The organism is Bradyrhizobium barranii subsp. apii, from assembly GCF_011516635.5.
GTDB classification, from domain to species: domain Bacteria; phylum Pseudomonadota; class Alphaproteobacteria; order Rhizobiales; family Xanthobacteraceae; genus Bradyrhizobium; species Bradyrhizobium barranii.
Window position 1 is genome coordinate 1 of the sequence record NZ_CP096255.1, and the last position, 17,380, is coordinate 17,380.

Here is a 17,380-nt window from a genome sequence, read left to right on the forward strand (position 1 = left end):
ATGAACACATCGGAACAGGATCGCTGGTCACGCGTGAAGAGCCGGCTGCGCTCGAACGTAGGCGAAGACGTCTATACGAGCTGGTTCGCCCGTATGGATCTGGAAGGCGTGCAGGAGGAGAGCGTGCGGCTCTCGGTGCCGACGCGCTTCCTGAAGAGCTGGATTCAGGCGCATTATGCCGAGCGCGTACTGTCGTGCTGGCAGGCCGAGGCGCCGGAAGTTCATCGCATCGATCTCACCGTTCGCTCCGCGGTGCGCCCGGTCGTGCAGCAGAAGGAGACGCCTGCGCCGGTCGAAACACGCCGCGCGCCCGCGCCGGAACTGCGCTCGACGGCGACTGCGCCGGTCTCCGCAAATCATGACGCGCTCGGCGGCTCGCCGCTCGATCCGCGCCTGACCTTTGCAAGCTTCGTCGTCGGCCGCTCCAACACGCTGGCGCATGCGGCGGCACGTCAGGTCGCCGAAGGGCGTCGCGGCGATCCCGTCATGTTCAACCCGCTCTACATCCATGCGGGCGTAGGTCTCGGCAAGACGCATCTGCTCCAGGCCGTGACCTGGGCAGGCAATTCCGGCAACGAGCGCAAGGTGCTGTATCTCACGGCCGAAAAATTCATGTACGGCTTCGTCGCCGCGCTGAAGACGCAGACGGCGCTCGCCTTCAAGGAAGCGCTGCGCGGCATCGACGTGCTCGTGATCGACGACCTCCAGTTCCTGCAGGGCAAGTCGACCCAGGCCGAGTTCTGTCACACGCTGAACGCGCTGATCGATGCCGGCCGCCAGGTCGTGATTGCGGCCGACCGTCCGCCGTCCGACCTCGAAAGCCTCGACGATCGCGTGCGCTCGCGCCTCGCCGGCGGTCTCGTGGTCGAGATGGGCTCGCTCGGCGAAGAACTGCGGCATGGCATCCTGAAGTCGCGCGTCGCGGCGGCCCGCGCCCATCACGCCACCTTCGACGTGCCGGAGGAGGTGCTGCTCTATCTGGCTCGCACCATCACCCATAACGGCCGCGACCTCGAAGGCGCGATCAACCGGCTTCTCGCGCATTCGAAGCTGAACAACCAGCCGGTGACGCTGGAGATGGCCGAGCGCGAGGTGCGCGATCTGGTCCGGCCGCAGGAGCCGAAGCGGATCAAGATCGAGGACATCCAGCGCGTGGTGGCTCGGCAGTATAATGTCAGCCGTTCCGACCTCCTGTCCTCGCGCCGCACCGCCAACGTGGTCCGTCCGCGCCAGGTGGCGATGTACCTCGCCAAGACGCTGACCCTGCGCTCGCTGCCCGAGATCGGCCGCCGCTTCGGCGGGCGCGACCACACCACGGTGCTGCACGCCGTGCGCAAGATCGAGGCGCTGGTCAACAAGGACACGGCGCTGTCCGAGGAAGTCGAGTCGCTGAAGCGCCAGCTTCAGGAATAAACGCCTAAGGCTCCTGCCATTCTCCCGCCGCCCCGGCCATGCCCGGGCGGCGGTGTTCGTTTGCCGGGACGGCCGCCCTCCTTTTGGGCTGTAAATCGTGGGGAACCACCCCCCAATCCCTTGAAACGGATGGCTTTCCGCGCCACCTTGCGCGACCCTGACGGCTTTGGTCATATCGGCTGGATGATCCGGCTTTTCGGGGTCTTCGATGCCGTGGCGCGCGTCCCGCCGCCCGGCTTTTCCAACGTTGTGTTTCCTTGGGGATCGGGCGAGTAGTGCAATGAAGGTTACGGTCGAACGCGCGCAACTCCTGAAATCGCTGGGTCATGTCCACCGCGTGGTCGAGCGCCGCAACACCATTCCGATCCTCGGCAACGTGCTGGTGCGCGCCGAGAACGCGAAATTGTCGCTGAAAGCGACCGACCTCGACCTCGAGGTGACCGAGACGCTCCCGGCCGAAACCGCGACCGCGGGCTCCACCACCGTGCCGGCGCACATGTTCTACGACATCGTGCGCAAGCTGCCTGATGGCTCGCAGATCGTGCTGGAGGCCGACGGCGACCGCGCCGTGCTGGCGATCCGCGCCGGCCGCTCGCGCTTCACGCTGCAGACCTTGCCGGAGAATGATTTCCCGGATCTCGCGGCCGGCGACATGTCGCATTCGTTCTCGCTCGCCGCCAAGGACGTCAAGCGGCTGATCGACCGCACCCAGTTCGCGATCTCGACCGAAGAGACGCGCTATTATCTCAACGGCATCTATCTGCACGCCGCGGGCACGGCCACGGCCGCCACCCTGCGCGGCGTTGCCACCGACGGCCACCGACTCGCCCAGCTCGACCTGGTCCAGCCCAAGGGCGCCGACGGCATGCCCGGCGTGATCGTGCCTCGGAAAACCGTCGGCGAGGTGCAGCGCCTGATCGAGGACAACGAGGCCGAAGTCACGATCGAGCTGTCGCAGGCAAAGATCCGCTTCACCATCGGCAATGTGGTGCTGACCTCGAAGCTGATCGACGGCACCTTCCCCGACTATGGCCGCGTGATCCCGCAGGGCAACGACAAGGAGCTCGTCGTCGACAAGAAGGATTTCGAGAACGCGGTCGACCGCGTCTCCACCATATCCAGCGAGCGCGGCCGGGCCGTGAAGCTCTCGCTGTCGCCGGGCAAGCTGGTGCTGTCGGTCACCAACCCGGATTCCGGCAGCGCGACTGAAGAGCTCGAAGTCGAATACGCCTCCGACGCCCTCGATATCGGCTTCAACTCGCGCTACCTCCTCGACATCGCCGCCCAGATCGAAGGCGACGTCGCCACGCTGAAGCTCGCCGACCCCGGCTCGCCGACGCTGGTGCAGGACAAGGACGACAAGAGCGCGCTCTACGTGCTGATGCCGATGCGGGTGTGAGGGACGTGTTCCCTCGCCAGCACACACTGCCTTTAGAACCAAGCGCGATGCACGTTACTGCGCCCTCTCCCCTTGTGGGAGAGGGCTGCACCGGTGTTTGACGCAAACTCACTTGGGTGAGGGGTTGGTGCCACGAGACCCGTCCCATCGACCGACCTCCCCGCCTCTCCGCCAATTTGCACGGAAGATGCGGCACGAGCCGACTGACGCCGAAAGGGCAATGTGGCGCTTGCTGAGGGATCGTCGGCTCTCCACATTCAAGTTTCGCCGACAGGAGCCGTTCAAGAACTACATTCTCGACTTTGTCTGTTTCGAGAAAAGACTCGTGATCGAGATTGACGGAAGCCAACATGCAGAATCAGAAAGCGACGCAGCTCGTGACGCGGCCTTGTCCGCCGAAGGTTTCGCCATAGCGCGCTACTGGAACAATGACGTGCTACAGCAACCCACTTCTGTGTTGGAAGACATCCTTGCAAAGCTTGCCGGGCGGTAAGATACCCCTCACCCGTCGCCTCACTTCGTGAGGCGCCACCCTCCCCCACAAGGGGGGAGGGAAGGCACTGCCCGGCAATGACAGAGTGATATGACCCCCTCCCGCATTCAACGCCTGACGCTGACGCATTTTCGCAATTACCGGGCGGCGGGGCTCGAGACGGCGGCTGACATGGTGGCGCTGGTCGGGCCGAACGGGGCCGGCAAGACCAATTGCATCGAGGCGATCTCGTTCCTGTCGCCGGGCCGCGGCTTGCGGCGCGCCACGCTGGAAGATGTCGCCGACAACCAGGGCGACGGCTCCTGGGCGGTGTCCGCGCAGGTCGAGGGCGCGCTGGGGCTCGCCACGCTCGGCACCGGCATCGACGCGCCACGCGCGGACGCCGCAGTCAGCCGGCGCTGCCGCATCGACCGCGAGCCGGTCAATTCGGCCACCGCCTTCGGCGACCATATCCGCATGGTGTGGCTGACGCCGGCGATGGACGGGCTGTTCATGGGCGCGGCCTCCGAACGACGGCGCTTCTTCGACCGCCTGGTGCTGGCGATCGACAGCGAGCATTCCAGCCGCATCTCCGCGCTCGAACGCTCCCTGCGGTCGCGCAACCGCCTGCTCGAGACGCGCAATTACGACGACCATTGGTGTGATGCGATCGAGCGCGAGACCGCGGAGCTTGCGGTCGCGGTCGCCGCAACGCGCGGCCAGACCGCAGCGCGGCTCACCGGCATGCTCAACGCCCGCGCGCAGGCATCCGCCTTTCCGTCCGCGCAAATCGCGCTGGATGGCTGGATGGAGAACGCGCTGCTCAACGAGACCGCGACGTCGGTCGAGGACCGCTACCGCCAGATCCTGCGAGACAACCGCCCGCGCGACGCCATCGCCGGCCGCACCACCGACGGCCCGCACCTCACCGATCTCCAGGTGATCTATGCGCCGAAAAGCATGCCGGCGCGCGATGCCTCGACCGGCGAGCAGAAGGCGCTGCTGATTGGCCTCGTGCTGGCGCATGCGAGCCTGGTCGCCGAGATGACCGGCATCGTGCCGCTGCTGCTGCTCGACGAGGTCGTCGCGCATCTCGATCCGAACCGGCGCGCGGCGCTGTTCGAGGAGCTGCGCAAGCTCGGCGCGCAGGTGTGGCTGACCGGCGCCGACCCCGCCGCCTTCGCCGACATTGGCGCAGGCGGCGATGTCTTTGACGTCGAGAGCGGACGTGTCTCCGCCCGGCGCTAGACCGCGCCGTTGAACCCGGCCGTTTGCAATCGCGACTAGCCTTTGAGGCCGCGGCGATGCCTGTCACGGCCTTCGCCAGCGCGCAAATGACATCACGCGCGAAAACCCTGGAGAATGAGATGCGGACGGTAAGGACCGGGGCGCGAGTCCCGGCTCAATGGCTGGCCTTTGCGTGCGGCCTCCTCTTGCTCGCGGTCTGCATGCTCGCAGCAAGCGCCAGCGCCTGGGTGCCGCATCTGTCGCCGCTGTTCGCGTCGGCGCTCACGCCGGACCCCGCTGCCAAGCTGCCCGCGCCGACCCGTTACAGCTACCGAGGAACGCACACCACCGTCGTCAAGGGCGTTGAAACGCCGCTCCGCACAAGGCTGGAGGCCACCGTGCCCGCCGAGCTCGGCGACGTCCTCGCCTTCTACCGCACCGAGCTCAGCAAGCTCGGCTGGCAGGAGCAGCGCGATGGCGCGGTGGTCTCCGCCGATCACGTCCAGCTCGCCTTCGCCTCCCCGCTCGGACCTGGCATGCTGGCGCTCGACCGCAAAGACGCCAGCACCGCCGTCGATCTCGTGCAGAAGAATGCATCTGTCGCGGCCAATGCGAACGTGATGCCCGAGCCCGGCCAGGCGAAGCTGGTGTTCTCCAATATCAGCGAAACGGAAGCCTCGCTCACGATCAACGACCGGACCATCAAGCACGCCGCCGGCGCCTACGCGGTTTCGCTGGATCTGCAGCCCGGCAAATATCCCTACGAGGTGAGCGTGCCGGGCCATCCAGCCACGACGAACATCCTCAACTTCGCTGCCGGCGATACCTGGGAGCTTACGGTCGGGCGCGACGGAGAGGCATGGTCGCCGCTCCTGCTGTATTGAACCTCCCGGGTTTCTGCCGCGACTTCTCGTCTGAGGCCGCGCCGACGGTGTCGCAGCCTGCAAATGCGCGCGCCTGAGCCTTGCGCGATATCCAGGAGACGTGACGATGTCGATGATCCCGCGCGGGACGCAAGTCCCGGCACGATGGCAGCTGCTTGCCTGCGGCCTTGTCCTGATGGCGAGCTGCTCGATCGCGGCCGCCGCCGACGGAGGCATTGTCGACGTCCATGCGCTGCCGCAGCTCGAGGGCGCGGTGGAAGACACCTCGCGCCCCGATCCCTACCGCGTCGAATACCGCATGCCGACGCCGGAAGCCGTGACGTCGCCGGCGGTGAAGAAACTCCTCAGCGCTGACGGCTGGGTGCCCTATGTGAGGCCGCTGGAGGAGAAGAGCACCACGCTGAACTTCAAGAAGGGACGGCAGGGCCTTTCGGTTCACTTCACGCAGGCCCTCGGCCGGCCCGATCAATCCGTGGTCTACTACACGACCGACCGGATCTACGGGAACGTGCCGTTTCCGGACGGCGCGAGCGACATCATGTTCGATGGGACCCGGCCCTATCTCGGCTGCATTGCGCCCAGCGCGCTCGATGTGACGTCGGATTTCTACGCCAGCCAGATGGCCGCGATCGGCTGGCAGAAACTCACGCCGGAAACCGCCGCGCGCTGGACGACCAGCCTGGATGAAACCGTTCCCAACGGCCTGCGCGCCTTCTACGCGCACCCTGACAGCAAGGACACCGGCTTCTACCAGCAGAAGCCGGTCATGCTGACGCTGACGCGCCGCGACGACGGCCGCACCAATGTCGATATCCGCGTCGCGCCCTTCGCCCTGCCCAGCGAGCTCAAGGCCGATGACGATCTGGCCGGCCTGCCGCGGCCGAACCCGACCAAGACGGCCAGGGGCCTCGGCAGCGCAAGCTCCAACAAGCGCGAGATGTCGGCCGCCGCGATGGCCGAGCTGCCCGCCGTGCTGGCCTTCTATCATCGCGAGCTCGCCGCGCGCGGCTGGCAGGAAGATGGCAGCGCGCCGCTCGCGCCCGGCGACGAAGTCGCGATCAAAGTCTCCAACGCCGAGGAGACCGGCGTGCTGCGGCTTGGCCGCAAATATGATTTCACCATGATCAGCCTGAACGTGCAGGTGAAAGAATCCGCGCTGGCCGCCCGCGCCAAGGCGAAGAAAGAAGCCGATGAGAAATTTCTTGGTGACGCGCTCGGTGCGGCCAAGCAACTCATCGCCGCCGACGAGGCCCGCCGCAAGGTGCAGGCCGCCGCGCTCTCCGATGCGCCGCTCAATGCGCTCGCCGACAGCAAGACGCCGGTGCCGCTGCCCGAGACCGCCGAAGGCGTGACGTTCGAAGGCGGCGACGGCCGGCTCGAATTCTCTTCCACGTCGAGCGTGAAGGCTCTCGGCAGCTTCTACCGCGCATCGCTGAAGAACGCGGGCTGGAAAGAGCAGCCCTCCGTCATCAACCAGCCCAACATGGCGGTGATGGAATTCTCCAAGGCCGGCAAGTCGATCTCGATGACCGTGGTGCAGATGGGCCCGAAGGTGAATGTCAGCGCCACCGGATCCGGCCTCATGGTGGCTGCGGCGAAGCCGGTTGAGGCCAAATCGGCAGAAGCAAAGCCGATCCAAGCCAAATCGACCGAGCCGCTGAAGCCCGATCCCGATTCCGCCCTGCTGGTACCGACGCAGCGCAGTTCAAGTGGGATCAGCTCGACGAAATTCCCCGGCAGCGACCAGTCGTTCCGCAAGGAGCTTGAAGCCAGCATTCCGGCTGAGCTCTCAGATGTCCTCGCCTTCTATCGCGCAGAGCTCACCAAGCGCGGCTGGCAGGAAAAGACTGACGGCGCGACTGTTACCGCCGAGCGGGCGGAGCTGGCGTTCACCTCGCCGGAGGGTCCGGCCATGCTGAAGCTCGGCCGCGCCAGGGAGGAGACAACGGTCAGCCTGGTGCAGCGGAATCCGCAGGCAGCGGCCAAGGCCGACATCATGCCCAAGGCGGGACAGGCGAGGCTGATGCTCGGCAATATCGGGCCGAAGGAGGCGTCGCTGACGATCAACAAGCAGACCATCAAGATCGCGGCCGGCGCCGGCGGCCCGCAATCGCCGAAAGGCCCGATGCTCGACCTGCCGCCCGGCAAGTACCAGTATGCGCTGCGCCTACCCGGGCAGCCCACTCGCAACGAGACCCTGACCGTAGCCGCCGGCGACGCCTGGGGCCTCCTGGTGGGGCCAAGCGGCGACGTGCTTCCGCTGCAGATGTATTGAGGTGCGACGAAGCAGGTGCGCCCACGCGCAGCCGGCGTTTCGGACCCGTGGGCGGAAAGTTGATCTAAATCAACAGAGCGTTGCGGCATTGCGGCCCGAATAGGCGTCAACAGGGTTCTGACGTCTCCAAGAGGGAGCTTGCAATGAACCGTACCCGTCACGTTGACGATAGCTCAAAGCCAGAAAGCCGCTTACTAAACCACCGCAACTTGCTGCTTGGCGGCACCGCACTGACCGTCGCTTTTTTGCTGTGCGCGCTGGAGACGACCAGCCTCGCGCAGCAAACCACCGGCACGCCGGGTTCGCCGAGCGCCACGACAACCATCGATGGCAAGCAGCTTCCGCCTGAACCTCCGAAGTTCGAAGGCGTGATCAAGGAAGATGCCACGGACTCCAAGCCATACTGGCCACCGTCCGTTGTGCCGCCCAAAGGCGCGCCGAACGTGCTGCTGATCATGACCGACGACCAGGGTTATGGCGTGACCGGCACCTTCGGTGGGGTGGTCCCGACCCCGAACATGGATCGCATCGCCAAGGCGGGCCTGCGTTACACGCAGTTTCACTCGACAGCGCTCTGCTCGCCGAGCGCGGGCAGCGCTGATCACCGGCCGCAACCACCACTCGGTGGGGTTTGGCGTGATCGGCGAAATGTCCACCGGCTTTCCCGGCTACGATTCCGTCATCGGCCCCGACAGTGCAACGGTCGGGACTATCCTTCGGGACAATGGATTTGCCACCTCATGGTTCGGCAAGAACCACAACACCCCGACCTATCTGTACAGCTCGGCCGGGCCGTTCGACCAATGGCCAATCGGCATGGGATTTCAGTATTTTTATGGGTTCATGGGCGGCGAGACCGACCAGTGGACGCCTTACCTTTTCCGCAACACGAGCCAGGTTTTTCCATGGGTCGGCAAGACCGGCTACAACCTCATCACCGACATGGCGGATGACGCCATCAACTACATGAACGGACTGAACGCGGCGGCGCCCGAGAAGCCGTTCTTCGTCTACTACGTGCCCGGCGGCACCCATTCGCCACATCAGCCGAAGAAGGAATGGAGCGAGAAGTTCAAGGGCAAGTTCGACATGGGTTGGGAGAAGCTGCGCGAGCAGATCTTCGCAAACCAGAAGCGGCTCGGGGTGATCCCGGCGAATACCCAGCTCACCGCCTGGCCGGATACGCTGCCGAAATGGGACTCGCTCTCGTTCATCCAGAAGAAATTGTACGCGCGCGAAGCCGAGGTGTTTGCCGGCTATGCGGCGTATACCGACTACGAAATCGGCCGCGTCATCCAGGCGGTCGAGGACATGGGCAAACTCGACAACACCCTGATCATCTACATCAGCGGCGACAATGGCACCAGCGCCGAAGGAACCCTCGAGGGCACGCCGAACCAGATGACCGCCTACAACGGCATTCTGAAACTGCCCGAAACCGAGCTGATGCTCCATTACGAGGATTGGGGCTCCGACAAGACCTACCCGCATATGTCGGTGGCGTGGTCGTGGGCCTTCGATACCCCGTTCAAATGGACCAAGCAGGTGGCATCGCACTTCGGCGGCACCCGGCAAGGCATGGCCATCTCATGGCCCGGCCACATCAAGGACGTCGGCGGCATCCGCAGCCAATTCCATCACATGATCGACATCGTGCCGACGATTCTGGAAGCCACAGGCATTCAAGCTCCCGACACCGTCAATGGCATCAAGCAAAGGCCCATCGAGGGCGTCAGCATGGCCTATACGTTTGACCAGGCCAACGCCAACGCGCCGTCAAAGCGCGACACGCAATATTTCGAGATGTTCGCGAACCGCGGCATCTATCACGATGGTTGGTATGCATGTACGACGCCGCCTGCGCCTCCCTGGCTTCTGGGCACCAGCCAAGCTGCCGGGGATCAATGAATACAAGTGGGAGCTTTACAACATCGCCGAGGATTACTCGCAGGCCAATGACCTCGCAGCCAAGAATCCCGACAAGCTCAAGGAGTTGCAAGCGTTGTTCCTGTCGGAGGCGGCGAAATACCAGGTCTTTCCGCTGGACAACTCGGTCCTGCCCCGCATTGTGACACCGCGCCCAAGCGCGACCGCCGGACGAACCGTTTTCACATATTCTGGTGAGAACGCTGGCATTCCTGACGCTAACGCTCCGAGCCTTCTCAATAAGGATTACACGATCACGGCCGAGGTTACCGTTCCTAAGGGCGGCGCGGAAGGAATGATCGCAACTCTAGGCGGTCGCTTTGGCGGATACGCCCTCTACCTGCTCAAAGGCAAGCCGGTCTTCGTCTATAACCTGCTCGATCTAGAACGGTACCGCTGGGAAGGCGGCATTGGCGGTCGCGACTTGTTTACCGATGCGCTCAAGCCGGGCAAGCACACCATTGTATTCGACTTCAAGTACAACGGACCCGGTCCGGGCAAGGGTGGCACCGGTGTACTGACGGCCGATGGCAAGCTGGTGGCCGCAAAGACGATCCCGCACACGATTCCGTTTCTTATGGCCATCGACGAAACGTTTGACATCGGCAGCGACACCCGCACGACGGTGGACGACAGCTACAAGCTGCCCTTCCGTTTCACCGGCAAGATCGACAAGCTAACCTTCAAGCTTGGCGCGACGCAGATGACGGAGGATGAGCAAAAGGTCATTCGACACGCGCTCGAAAGAGCGAGGGACTGAGCGCGACAAGTCGTGGCGATTCATGTCGGCCCCAACGCCACGACTCATCCTTCTTCGCTAAGAAATCGTTCGGCGGGATCCGCTTCGAAAGCCTGCGCGAAATATCATCGCGTATAGAAGGGAGTGCCGGCAGTGGATTCTTCATTTGGCGCGCTGGATGCGTTGCCGGCGCCGGCGGCCCGCAATCGCCGAAAGGCCCGATGCTCGCCTGCCGCCCGGCACCTACCAGTACGCGCTGCGCCTGCCCGGGCAGCCCGCTCGCAACGAGACCCTGACCGTAGCCGCCGGCGACGCCTGGGGCCTCTTCGTGGGGCCAAGCGGCGACGTGCTGCCGCTCCGGATGTATTGATCCCGCCGCCTGTGCCTGTAACGGCCAGGTTGAACCTGTCCAGTTGGTGGGGCGACTAGTCGTCCGGAGGCGGCGGCGACTGTGTCGCAGCCGCTGCATCGCGCGAAGACCACAACGCGCGACATCCCTGGAGAGTGGCATGACGACGGTGAGGCGCAGAACGAAGGTCCCGGCACGATGGCGGCTGTTCGCGTGCGGCCTCGCTCTTCTCGCGGGCGGCCTGGTCGCCGCAGGCGCTGGCGGATGGCTGCCGCACCCGTCACCGCAAACTTCGGCCGCACTCACACCGGCGGATCCCGACGCCGAGATGCCGGTGCCGAAGCAACACAACGTCTCCAGCTCCAACATCACCCATATGACCGGCATCGAAATCCCGCTGCGGGTCGGGCTCGAAGCCCATGTGCCGGCCCAGCTCAGCGATGTGCTCGCCTTCTACCGCACGGAGCTCGCAAAGCGCGGCTGGGAGGAAAAGCCGGATGGAGCTGTGGTTGCCACCGATCATGTGCAGCTCGCCTTCGCCTCCCCCAAGGGGCCAGCCACCCTGAAGCTTGGCCGCGCGCAGGACGAGACCATTGTCAGCCTGGTGCAGCGGAATACGGAGGCCGCGGCGAAGGCCAATTTCCTGCCGATAGCAGGACAAGCGCGGCTGATATTCGGCTATCTCGCGCCGGACACGGCTTCGCTCACGATCAACGATCAGACCATCAAGATCGCGGGCGGCGTCAATCACCCACAAACGCTGGATCTGCCGCCCGGCACGTATTCCTACAAGCTGGTCGTGTCGGGCTATCCGGTGCGCACCGATACCATCACCGTGGCCTCAGGCGAGGCCTGGTCCCTCAGCTTGGGCGACGACGACAAGAAGCCGGATCAGATCTACTGAACCCAGTGGCCTGTTCAGAGGCGCCACGGCGCCTGGGAACGCGCTTCTCCGCCCCGCAAAATCCACGCCTTCAAGAGCTAAAAACAGGGCCTCGAATCGCCCTTTTCGCAAGCCCCAGAATCGACCTCCAGGAGCCTTGAAAACCGGCTAAAAATCCCTATTTCGTCAAAGGGTTGCCGGAGGATACTTTGCGCTAGGCGCAAGCGGTCTTTCATGGCACAAATAGCCTGCAAATCAGCGCCTTTTGCGCGGCTGATTCGGGCGACATCTCGAAGGCCTCTCATGACAGAACCTGCTCGGCAGACGCCTGCCGAAAACGAGCCCTCAAATCCGAGCGATTACGGGGCGGAATCGATCCGCGTGCTCAAGGGTCTCGACGCCGTCCGCAAGCGCCCGGGCATGTATATCGGCGACACCGACGACGGCTCCGGCCTGCATCACATGGTCTACGAGGTCGTCGACAACGCGATCGACGAGGCGCTCGCGGGCCATGCCACGCGCGTCGACGTCGTGCTCAATGCCGACAATTCCGTCACGGTGCGCGACGACGGCCGCGGCATTCCCGTCGACATCCACAAGGGCGAAGGCATCTCCGCGGCCGAGGTCATCATGACCCAGCTCCATGCCGGCGGAAAGTTCGACCAGAATTCCTACAAGGTCTCCGGCGGCCTGCACGGCGTCGGCGTCTCCGTCGTCAACGCGCTGTCGAGCAAGCTCGGCTTGCGCATCTGGCGCGACAACAAGGAGCACTACATCGAGTTCGCCCATGGCGATGCGGTCGCACCGCTGGTGGTGGTCGGCGACGCGCCGGGCAAGCGCGGCACCGAGGTGACGTTCCAGGCCTCGACGGAAACCTTCAAGAACATCGAATATGATTTTGCGACGCTGGAGCACCGGCTGCGCGAGCTCGCCTTCCTCAATTCCGGCGTCAACATCGCCCTCTCCGACATGCGCCACGCGGTCGAGAAGCGCGAGGAGATGCACTATTCCGGCGGCGTCGAGGAATTCGTCAAATATCTCGACCGCAACAAGAAGGCGATCGTGCCGGCGCCGATCATGGTGCGCGCGGAAGCCAACGGCATCGGCGTCGAGGCCGCACTGTGGTGGAACGACAGCTACCACGAGAACGTGCTGTGCTTCACCAACAACATCCCGCAGCGTGACGGAGGCACGCATCTGGCCGGTTTCCGCGGCGCGCTGACGCGCCAGGTCAACGGCTATGCCGAGGCCAATGCGAAGAAGGAAAAGATCGCGCTGACCGGCGACGATTGCCGTGAAGGCCTCACCGCCGTTCTCTCGGTGAAGGTGCCCGATCCGAAATTCTCGTCGCAGACCAAGGACAAGCTGGTGTCCTCGGAAGTGCGTCCCGTGGTCGAGAACGTCCTCAACGAGGCGCTCCAGGCCTGGTTCGAGGAGCACCCGTCCGAGGCCAAGATGATCGTCGGCAAGGTGATCCAGGCCGCCGCCGCGCGTGAAGCCGCGCGAAAGGCGCGCGAGCTGACGCGCAAGAGCCCGCTGTCGGTCTCCTCGCTGCCCGGCAAGCTCGCCGACTGCCAGGAAAAGGATCCGGCCAAGTCCGAACTCTTCATCGTCGAGGGCGACTCGGCAGGCGGCAGCGCCAAGCAGGGCCGCAACCGTGAATTCCAGGCGGTGCTGCCGCTGCGCGGCAAGATCCTCAATGTGGAACGCGTCCGCCCCGACAAGATGCTGGGAAGCGAGCAGATCGGCACGCTGATCACCGCGCTCGGCACCGGCATCAGCGACGAGTTCTCGATCGAGAAGCTGCGCTATCACAAGATCATCGTGATGACGGACGCCGACGTCGACGGCGCCCACATCCGCACGCTGCTGCTGACCTTCTTCTACCGGCAGATGCGCGACATCATCGACGGCGGTTACCTCTATATCGCCCAGCCGCCGCTCTATAAGGTCAGCCGCGGCAAGTCCGAGCAGTATCTGAAGGACGAGCGGGCGCTCGAGGATTATCTGATCGACACAGGCCTCGACGACTGCGTCTTCATTCCCGGCGTCGGCGGTGATCGCACCGGCCGCGATTTGCGCTCGCTGGTCGACGACGCCCGCACCGTCCGCAGCGTCCTGCGCAATCTGCACAGCCGCTACAATCGCAAGGTGATCGAGCAGGCCGCCATCACCGGCGTGCTCAACAAGGCGATCTACGGCGATCCCGAGAAAGCCGCCGCAGCGGCACAATACATCGCGGGACGGCTGGACAACCAGGCCGAGGAGGTCGAGCGCGGCTGGGTCGGCCAGTACCTGGAAGGCCAGGGCTTCCAGTTCGAGCGCACCGTGCGCGGCGTCAAGGAAGCCGCCGTCATCGACGCAGCCTTCCTGGGCTCGGTCGAAGCCCGCAAGCTCGACGAATACACCGTGAAGCTCCAGGACGTTTATGCCCGCCCCGGCAAGCTGCGGCGCAAGGACATCGAGCACATGGTCTACGGCCCGGTCGACCTGTTCGAAGCGGTCACCGACGCCGGCCGCAAGGGCATCACGCTGCAGCGCTACAAAGGTCTGGGCGAGATGAACCCGGAGCAGCTCTGGGAAACGACGCTGGACATCGATGCGCGCTCGCTGCTGCAGGTGAAGGTCAAGGAGGTCGACGAGGCCGACGACATCTTCACCAAGCTGATGGGCGACGTGGTCGAGCCCCGCCGCGACTTCATCCAGGAACACTCCCTGAGCGCGACGATCGATATCTGAGGCGCGCTGCTTCCGCAGCGTCATGGCCGGGCTTGTCCCGGCCATCCACGCCTTGCTCCGCGGAACAAAGAACGTGGATGCCCGGGCCTTCGCCTCGCCGAAGCGGCTTCGGCCGCGCAGGCGGGACAAGCCCGGGCATGACGGCTAGGCCGATCCCAGCATCGCTGAACCTCACCCCCCACCATCGCGACGAAACGGCATGAACCCGTAAGGCCAATTCCGGCCGGGATGCGCCACGCATGACCAGCTCTGCGACCACCAGTTCCGCCCTCCCTTCCCGCCGTCTCGGCATCATCGGCAGCATTGTCGGTGTGCTGGCGCTGATGGCGGCTGTGTTGCCGCACTGGGTGGTGCCGATGGTGTTCCCGCCGCCCCCGGCGGACCAGGTCATCGTCGACACCGGCCATCGCATCAAGGACCGCGTGATCGCGCGGGTGAAGGGCGTGGAGTATCAGACGCCCAAGGTCGAGAAATCGGCTGGACGGAGCTGGAGCGAAACCGCTTCGGCCACCGCGATCTCGCTCGGCCTGCTCGCCATCCTGCTCTCGGTCCTCGCGCTGATCTTTCGGGAGGAGCGGCTCCTTGCCGCCGTGGCCGCCATCCTCGGCACCGGCGCCATCGCGATCGAGATTTCCTTCGCCATGATCGGCGCGCTGATCCTGATCGCGATCCTGTATGTGGTCGCGAATATCATCGGGCTGCTTTGATGGGTGGCCTGCCGCGCCACAAGCTCCGGACCTCATCCTGAGGAGCCCGCGATAGCGGGCGTCTCGAAGGATGGCTGCGAGCGCGAGCCGGGCCTCTATGGTTCGAGGCGCGCGTTCCGCGCTCCTCACCATGAGGGTCTCAGACCTTCATCGGGGCCACCAACTGCGGCTGCCGCAATTGCTTCCGCGCTCAATTCTCTGTAGTTTCCGCCCGAAACAGCCCCACCCAACAGGACAGCGAGAACCCCGTGGCGCCCATCCAGTACATTGTCGAGGGCGGTCACCGGCTCTCGGGCTCGATCGAGCCGTCCGGCAACAAGAATTCCGCGCTGCCGATCATCGCCGCCGCCCTGCTCACCGAGCATCCGGTGACGCTGGAGAACGTGCCGCGGATCCGCGACACCGAGACGCTGGTCGAGCTGATCCGCTCGGTCGGCGCGGCGGCGGAATGGACTGCCCGCAACACGCTGCACATCCACGCCAAGAGCATCCGAGCCGCCGACCTCGACCCCGAGCTCTGCGTCCGTATCCGCGCCTCGATCCTGCTCGCGGGCCCCCTGCTCGCCCGCTGCGGCGAAGTGATGCTGCCGCCGCCCGGCGGCGACGTCATCGGCCGCCGTCGGCTGGACACCCATGTGCTCGCGCTCGAACAACTGGGCGCCAAGGTCACCGCCACCGACCGGCTCGAATTCCGCGCGGCAAAGCTCGCCGGTGCCGACGTGTTTCTGGACGAGCCGAGCGTCACCGCAACCGAGAACGCGCTGGTCGCAGCGGTCGCCGCCGACGGCGTCACCCATTTGCGCAACGCGGCCTCCGAGCCGCATGTGCAGGACCTCGCCAATTTCCTGGTCGCGCTCGGCGCGCGAATCGAGGGCATCGGCACCAACACCATGATCGTGCATGGACCGGCGACGCTGGGCGCCACGACCTACCGGATCCAGCCCGACCATATCGAGGTCGGCTCGCTGATCGGGCTTGCGGCCGTCACACGCTCCCCGCTTCGCATCGTGCGCGCTGGCGTCGAGCATCTGCGTTCGATCCGCATGGGGTTCGAGCGGCTCGGCATCGTCTGCCGCATCGAGGGTGACGATCTCATCGTGCCCTCGAACCAGACGCTGAAGATCCAGGACGATTTCGGCGGCCACGTGCCGAAGCTGGAAGACCAGCCCTGGCCGGCCTTCCCGGCCGATCTGATGTCGATCGCGATCGTCACCGCCACGCAATGCGACGGCGTGATCCTGATGTTCGAGAAGATGTTCGAATCGCGGATGTTCTTCGTCGACAAGCTGATCGCCATGGGCGCGCGAATTGTTCTCTGTGATCCGCATCGCGCCATCATCGCCGGCCCCAGCCGCCTGCGTGGCGCATCGATGATCTCGCCCGACATCCGCGCCGGCATGGCGATGCTGCTCGCCGCGGTCTGCGCCGAGGGCACCTCCACGATCAACAACGCCGACCAGATCGAGCGCGGCTACGAGCGCATCGACGAACGCCTGAACGCGCTCGGCGCGAAGATCAGGCGCGTGCCGGAGAGGAAGGGCTGAGGGCTCCTCTTCCCTTCTCCCCTTGTGGGAGAGGGTGTCTCGCCGCGCAGCGGCGAGACGGGTGAGGGGTTTTCTCCGCGAATTCAAATCAGAGTGGATTCGCGGAGAAAACCCCTCATCCGGTGCTTCGCGCCACCTTCTCCCACAAGGGGAGAGGGTTAAGCGCGTGTGCGACTCGCCCCTACTCGTGCCGGTGCCCGTGCTTGCGCGCCTTCGCCTGCTTCCCTTCACCCGTCGGGATCATCACCACGCGGCCGTAGCGGACGCCGCGCTCGGCGATGATGTGGTCGGCGAAATGCTTGACCTCGGAGGCGTCGCCGCGCAGCGCCGTCATCTCCATGCAATTGTTATCGTCGAGATGGACGTGCAGGGTGGCCAGCGCGAGGTCGTGGTGGCCGTGGAATTCCTGCACCAGGCGCTTCGAGAGATCACGCGCGGCGTGGTCGTAGACGTAGACGAGGCCGGCGACGCAGGGGCCGGTCTGCGCGGTGTCCTCGGTGCTCTGTTGCAGGCCGGCGCGCGCGAGGTCGCGGATGATCTCGGAGCGGTTCTGGTAGCCGCGCGCTTCCGCCGCCGCGTCGATCTCCGCCAAAAGATCGTCCTCGATGGTGATCGTAATCCGCTGCATCAGGTCCTCTCCGCGCGTACCGCTCTTGTTACCTCGCCCCGCTTGCGGGGAGAGGTCGGAGTTCAAGCGTAGCTTGAATTCCGGGTGAGGGGGACTCTCCACGAGTCCAATTGTCACCGTGGTCGCGGAAGCAGCCCCTCACCCCGACCCTCTCAGTGCGAGCGAAGCTCGTCGCGGCCCCGTAAGAACGGGGCG

At 65.0% G+C, this 17,380-nt stretch carries 11 protein-coding genes and 2 pseudogenes; 12 read left to right on the forward strand and 1 reads right to left on the reverse strand.

All coding sequences use genetic code 11. From position 1 onward, the window contains the following. The 12 genes and pseudogenes from dnaA to murA all read left to right on the forward strand — a co-directional run bounded on the left by dnaA (position 1) and on the right by murA (position 16,557). Positions 1-1,413 carry a chromosomal replication initiator protein DnaA gene (gene dnaA, locus HAP41_RS00005; protein WP_063980098.1) on the forward strand — a complete coding sequence of 471 codons (1,413 nt, stop codon included), beginning with the start codon at positions 1-3 and terminating at the stop codon, positions 1,411-1,413. A gap of 280 nt (positions 1,414-1,693) precedes the next feature. Continuing rightward, positions 1,694-2,812, forward strand: coding sequence for a DNA polymerase III subunit beta (gene dnaN, locus HAP41_RS00010; protein WP_014491013.1), 1,119 nt, complete (start codon positions 1,694-1,696; stop codon positions 2,810-2,812). Between the two features lie 127 nt (positions 2,813-2,939). Next, on the forward strand, positions 2,940-3,305 hold the full coding sequence (locus tag HAP41_RS00015) for an endonuclease domain-containing protein (protein ID WP_166066147.1): 366 nt from the start codon (positions 2,940-2,942) through the stop codon (positions 3,303-3,305). A 90-nt stretch (positions 3,306-3,395) separates the two neighbouring features. Next, complete coding sequence (recF, locus tag HAP41_RS00020; protein ID WP_166066146.1) at positions 3,396-4,532, forward strand: DNA replication/repair protein RecF; 1,137 nt, start codon at positions 3,396-3,398, stop codon at positions 4,530-4,532. A 119-nt stretch (positions 4,533-4,651) separates the two neighbouring features. Next, a complete protein-coding gene (locus HAP41_RS00025) occupies positions 4,652-5,395 on the forward strand; it encodes a hypothetical protein (RefSeq protein WP_166066145.1) in 744 nt (247 codons plus the stop codon). Positions 5,396-5,501: 106 nt separating this feature from the next. Next, a complete protein-coding gene (locus HAP41_RS00030; RefSeq protein WP_166066144.1) occupies positions 5,502-7,670 on the forward strand; it encodes a hypothetical protein in 2,169 nt (722 codons plus the stop codon). Positions 7,671-7,813: 143 nt separating this feature from the next. Continuing rightward, positions 7,814-10,356 (forward strand): annotated as a pseudogene (locus HAP41_RS49915) (arylsulfatase). 164 nt (positions 10,357-10,520) lie between these two features. Beyond that, positions 10,521-10,705: pseudogene (locus HAP41_RS00045) on the forward strand (hypothetical protein); the annotation flags it as partial. Between the two features lie 139 nt (positions 10,706-10,844). Then, positions 10,845-11,588 (forward strand): hypothetical protein, encoded by a 744-nt coding sequence (locus tag HAP41_RS00050; RefSeq protein WP_166066142.1) that lies wholly within the window; start codon positions 10,845-10,847, stop codon positions 11,586-11,588. 282 nt (positions 11,589-11,870) lie between these two features. Further along, positions 11,871-14,306, forward strand: a complete 2,436-nt coding sequence (gyrB, locus tag HAP41_RS00055; protein ID WP_166066141.1) for a DNA topoisomerase (ATP-hydrolyzing) subunit B — start codon at positions 11,871-11,873, stop codon at positions 14,304-14,306. Between the two features lie 239 nt (positions 14,307-14,545). Then, positions 14,546-15,013: a hypothetical protein gene (locus HAP41_RS00060; protein WP_166066140.1), complete on the forward strand. Its 468-nt coding sequence runs from the start codon at positions 14,546-14,548 to the stop codon at positions 15,011-15,013. 248 nt (positions 15,014-15,261) lie between these two features. Continuing rightward, entirely contained in the window at positions 15,262-16,557 is a 1,296-nt protein-coding gene (murA, locus tag HAP41_RS00065) for a UDP-N-acetylglucosamine 1-carboxyvinyltransferase (protein WP_014491005.1), read from the forward strand. 181 nt (positions 16,558-16,738) lie between these two features. Here the strand turns inward: murA and nikR are convergent, their stop codons facing one another. Further along, a complete protein-coding gene (gene nikR, locus HAP41_RS00070) occupies positions 16,739-17,185 on the reverse strand; it encodes a nickel-responsive transcriptional regulator NikR (protein WP_166066139.1) in 447 nt (148 codons plus the stop codon). Positions 17,186-17,380 lie beyond the last annotated feature (195 nt).